Annotated in this window: 4 protein-coding genes; all 4 read left to right on the top strand. The window is 41.3% G+C overall.

The annotated features are described in order from the left end of the window. Nucleotides 1–55 precede the first annotated feature (55 nt). The 4 genes from FD47_RS15940 to FD47_RS13790 all read left to right on the top strand — a co-directional run bounded on the left by FD47_RS15940 (nucleotide 56) and on the right by FD47_RS13790 (nucleotide 3651). Complete coding sequence (locus FD47_RS15940; RefSeq protein WP_054736609.1) at nucleotides 56–301, top strand: hypothetical protein; 246 nt, start codon at nucleotides 56–58, stop codon at nucleotides 299–301. Between the two features lie 432 nt (nucleotides 302–733). Beyond that, nucleotides 734–1720 (top strand): hypothetical protein, encoded by a 987-nt coding sequence (locus tag FD47_RS13780; RefSeq protein WP_054736611.1) that lies wholly within the window; start codon nucleotides 734–736, stop codon nucleotides 1718–1720. An 80-nt stretch (nucleotides 1721–1800) separates the two neighbouring features. Then, nucleotides 1801–2694, top strand: a complete 894-nt coding sequence (locus FD47_RS13785; RefSeq protein ID WP_054736612.1) for a hypothetical protein — start codon at nucleotides 1801–1803, stop codon at nucleotides 2692–2694. A gap of 333 nt (nucleotides 2695–3027) precedes the next feature. Next, the gene (locus tag FD47_RS13790; RefSeq protein WP_054736615.1) at nucleotides 3028–3651 is read left to right on the top strand and encodes a hypothetical protein; all 624 of its coding nucleotides are present in this window, start codon (nucleotides 3028–3030) and stop codon (nucleotides 3649–3651) included. The last annotated feature ends 284 nt before the right edge of the window (nucleotides 3652–3935 follow it).

Here is a 3935-nt window from a genome sequence, read left to right on the forward strand (position 1 = left end):
TGAAATAAAGTTTTCAGACGGACCCTAGTCATTGTAAAATAATGCGTACAATAATATGTCAGCAACGGTTGTAAAATGTTGGAACTCAGCTTTCTTTTTCATTGGTAACAGTGGTAAAAATAACAAAGAAAAACAACAACAATTAAAGTTCGGTCAAATTTCATTCAAAGACTATGTGAATAACGTCGTTTATGCTGCGAACGGTAACGTGAGTTTCACAACCTTTAAAAATCGCTTAATCGGTGCCTATGCCTTTGATAAGAGCAGTCCAAATTATGGTCGGGGGTGTGGTGATCCTTGAATACCCTCAACAAGATCAAAAGAGTTCTAATTAATAAGGATAAAATCAAAAATGGGTGAAAGCGCAACTGCTATGTAGTTACGCCTTCACCCGTTTTTCTTATCTCAGTTCAATAGCAAGTCACTCTCAGTTGTCTTGCTTGCCGAAGTCAATCCGATCAACAAAGTCACTCGGATTACTCCAGCAAACCCGATGACGGAATAGTTTTCCGATGCCTGTTATTATCCGTAAAATGTCAACAGCTTGTTTGACACTCATTTGGTGGTCCCACTAGTCACTTTAGGTGTGTCGTTTTACTAAAAATTAGCCACGCCAACTATAATATATGTGGTATCCTATTAACAGGGTCAACTGATTGCTTACATACTTTCATTCTTCAACAATAAGCTGATCATTTTGTTTATATGGGGTTTATATTAGGAGGACAAGTTCATGAAGCATACTTTAAAAACATCACTATTTGTTGGACTGGCTGCATTGGGGTTAACAGCCGTCGTTGGCTCAACAACGGCAAAGCCTGCCGCTGCAAAGCTTTACGCGCGGATCACTTCCAACCAGCAATTGACAACCGATCCAACTACTCGTAACGTCACTTTTACTGGCAACAACGCGCTCTACACCAAGGCCGGCACTTTACGCGGCGCCAGAATCATCGCTTCCGGTACCAGCTTAGGTACCCTCGCCGCTGCCAATACTGCAGGTTCCAATGTCCGGGCTTATCGCGTCGCCACGACTAACCGTGGTTCGGTATACTATAAGGTCGTCACCTTTGATGGTCAGTATCGCGGCTGGATCTACGGTGGCACTTCCACCGGCACCTTTGGCGGTGGGATTACCCCTTATGCCACAACCCAAGACGCCACGGCTCCCGATGCCAAAACTCAGTTTAAACTAATAGACGGCGCCTTAGCCGAAACGACCAACCAAGTCGTTTACGATGCGCCGGCCAACACGCAATACCAAGTTGGAGCAACGCCAACTATTACTAATCTTGCCAATTACAAAGACGCCACCTTTACGGTCACTAAAGCTGTCACAAACCCGCGAGATAACACAACTTGGTATCAGCTGGCTTCCAGCAATGCGGATCTAAATGGCAAATGGGTGAATAAGGGTAACGTGACCGAAGCTAAACCGGCCAATACCAACACCAGTGACAATAGCGTCACAGTGGTTTACCTAGACGGCGAAAACGGCACCAATAATCCGGTTGATAAAGCCAACCAGACCTTTACGACGACCGATACTTCCACCAAAGCCGGTCAAGTTGCCGCCAGTTCGTTTGTCAACGCGGACAAATTGTCCTTGCAAGACTTTGCCAAAAAGCACGTGCCAGCTGGCTATACGTTTGTTTCCTTTGGCAATGACAACGCCGTCTTTGGCGGCACCCAATACGTTGCCGTTGTTAAAGCCAAGTAGTTTAATTAATGATTAGAAAAAGTCTGAATACTCACTGATTCAGACTTTTTCTAACTCAACTTGAAATGGAGGTTATTCATTTGAAAAAACAACTAATCTTATTAACCAGCTTAATTGCCGGCTTAACGGGCCTGACTTTGGCAACTTCACCCCAATCTGTTAAGGCCGCTGGGGTTTACCACACGATCAAATCCAAAACTGCGAACAATACCGCCTTTCATTGGAATGGTAATCAGAAAGCCTATCTTTGGAACTATAATTTAACCCAAAAGAAACATCATTTAACTAACTATCCGAAAACCACCTGGTACACCTCCAAAGTCCTCAAAATGACTAACGGGACTAAAACCGGTATCTTCTATTACGTATCGAATGAATCCGGGAGTGTGAAGGGTTATGCTTGGAAAGGTTATTTAACCAAGGGCACTTATTCCAGTAATCCTACAAGCACTAGTAGCAATACGAGTAAAAGTGCTAATACAAAATGGATTACCAAGGATAATCCAAGCGGAATCCCAAATCCAACCAAAGCTGAACTCAATGCGTTAAAAAACACTGTTACAGACGAATCTTATTACACAATTATTTATTATCAAGATTTCCCAATTATAAAAGCTTTTCCCAATACGACCTACAATCACAAACTAGATAATGCTGCAGAGGGCGAGTTGCTCAATAATTTTGGCTCAGTGGTTAAACGTGAGTGGGGGGACAAGTTAAAAGATATTCAGTATCTTAAATTATCAACACAACTAACCAACCAACAAATGCAAAACTTAGCCAATGGTTCTCCAACGTTCAAACAATTTGTCTTGAACGATTTAACTAAACAACATGTTAACCTCTCTGACTATAAAGGATGGCAAATTGGCATGTTCAGTCGGCCAATTTATCAAAAGGAATTATTATCATCCGATGGCGACCCGTATATTGGACAATACGTGATCGCTCTGTATAATCCCAACAAACAATAAAAAATTGCCGATGAAAAGTTCAACATTTTGAACTTTTCATCGGGCAATTTTCTTGTAGCTCACACAAATAGATTTTATTTATGTTTAAAACCCAGTTTCTGGGAATTGGTAAATATAACTCTTATCAGGATTAGATTTGAAATACGTGGTAATAGTCGCATTAACGTAATCAGCCCCACGGAGGTAATTATTTATGAAGAAATATCAACTAATCATCCCAACTGCATTCATAGTCAGTTTAGGAACCCTTTTTCTTTACAGTCTAACGTTCTAGCTGCGACCCAATATTCATCCAAGCGTTCACAAGAGGTAAAGTTAATTTGGCGCAAATCAATGAAGCAACACGCCTTTACCGCACCAACTGGAGCTAGATTTTCAAAACATCTCGGGACTCGGTACGGTTCCAATACCGAAACAGCTAATGTGATTTGGTATACGGATGCCCATGAAAAATTGTATTTAAAGAATTTGCACATGTACTCAATTTATTACCATGTCACCAATCAAAACCAGAATCTTCAAGGCTGGATCTGGAAAGGTTATATGGAGCCAATTTCAAATAGCTCTAGTTCTTCAACCTCTGGAAAAACGCGCATTGATAACGCTCACCAGTCCTTAAATGATCGCGTTCAAGACGTGTTATCATTATTTCTTGGAACAAAATATAGCAAATCCGCATCCGAGTACATTGATACGGATCCGGAGGCCGTTGTCCAAAATCCGGATCCCCGGACAACTGCTCAAAAACAAAGCTCAATCTCTATCATGCACTCAACTACTTTAGATAATAATGTTCCAGCAATCCAGCAACTTAAGGCTAACAAAATCACCTTCAAGCAATACGTCGCTAATGACTTAAAGAAGCAAAGCATAAATCCTGAGAATTATTCTGGTTATACAATTGGCATTAGCTGCAGTGACGAGCTAGGTGACTACTCAGTGCTACTTTATAAGTAGACACGAAGAAAATATAATTCATCAACCGTAAAAATACCACCAGAATTGGAGATTACCTCTAACTTTGGTGGTATTTCTAACTATTTATTTCGATTTTGCGCGTTGTTTCCAGCAGTGTTTCCTCCATGGTTCTGCCAATAGCGATCATAGAAGGCAACTAGCTCCTCTGTATCACGCTGCGATAGTTTACCAAACAATTCTTTTCCCATAAGGACAGTAAAGGGAACGATGATTGGCTGGCGGACATTAATCCAACTGTCAAGGGCAGTTTAAAAATGTAGGTT

It is taken from the genome of Lentilactobacillus parafarraginis DSM 18390 = JCM 14109 (assembly GCF_001435895.1).
GTDB classification, from domain to species: Bacteria; Bacillota; Bacilli; order Lactobacillales; family Lactobacillaceae; genus Lentilactobacillus; species Lentilactobacillus parafarraginis.

Excerpts from the sequence above, each read along its gene's own strand:
- FD47_RS15940 (WP_054736609.1), top strand. The coding sequence starts at position 56 with ATGTCAGCAACGGTTGTAAAATGTTGGAACTCAGCTTTCTTTTTCATT.
- FD47_RS13780 (WP_054736611.1), top strand. The coding sequence starts at position 734 with ATGAAGCATACTTTAAAAACATCACTATTTGTTGGACTGGCTGCATTG.
- FD47_RS13790 (WP_054736615.1), top strand. The coding sequence starts at position 3,028 with ATGAAGCAACACGCCTTTACCGCACCAACTGGAGCTAGATTTTCAAAA.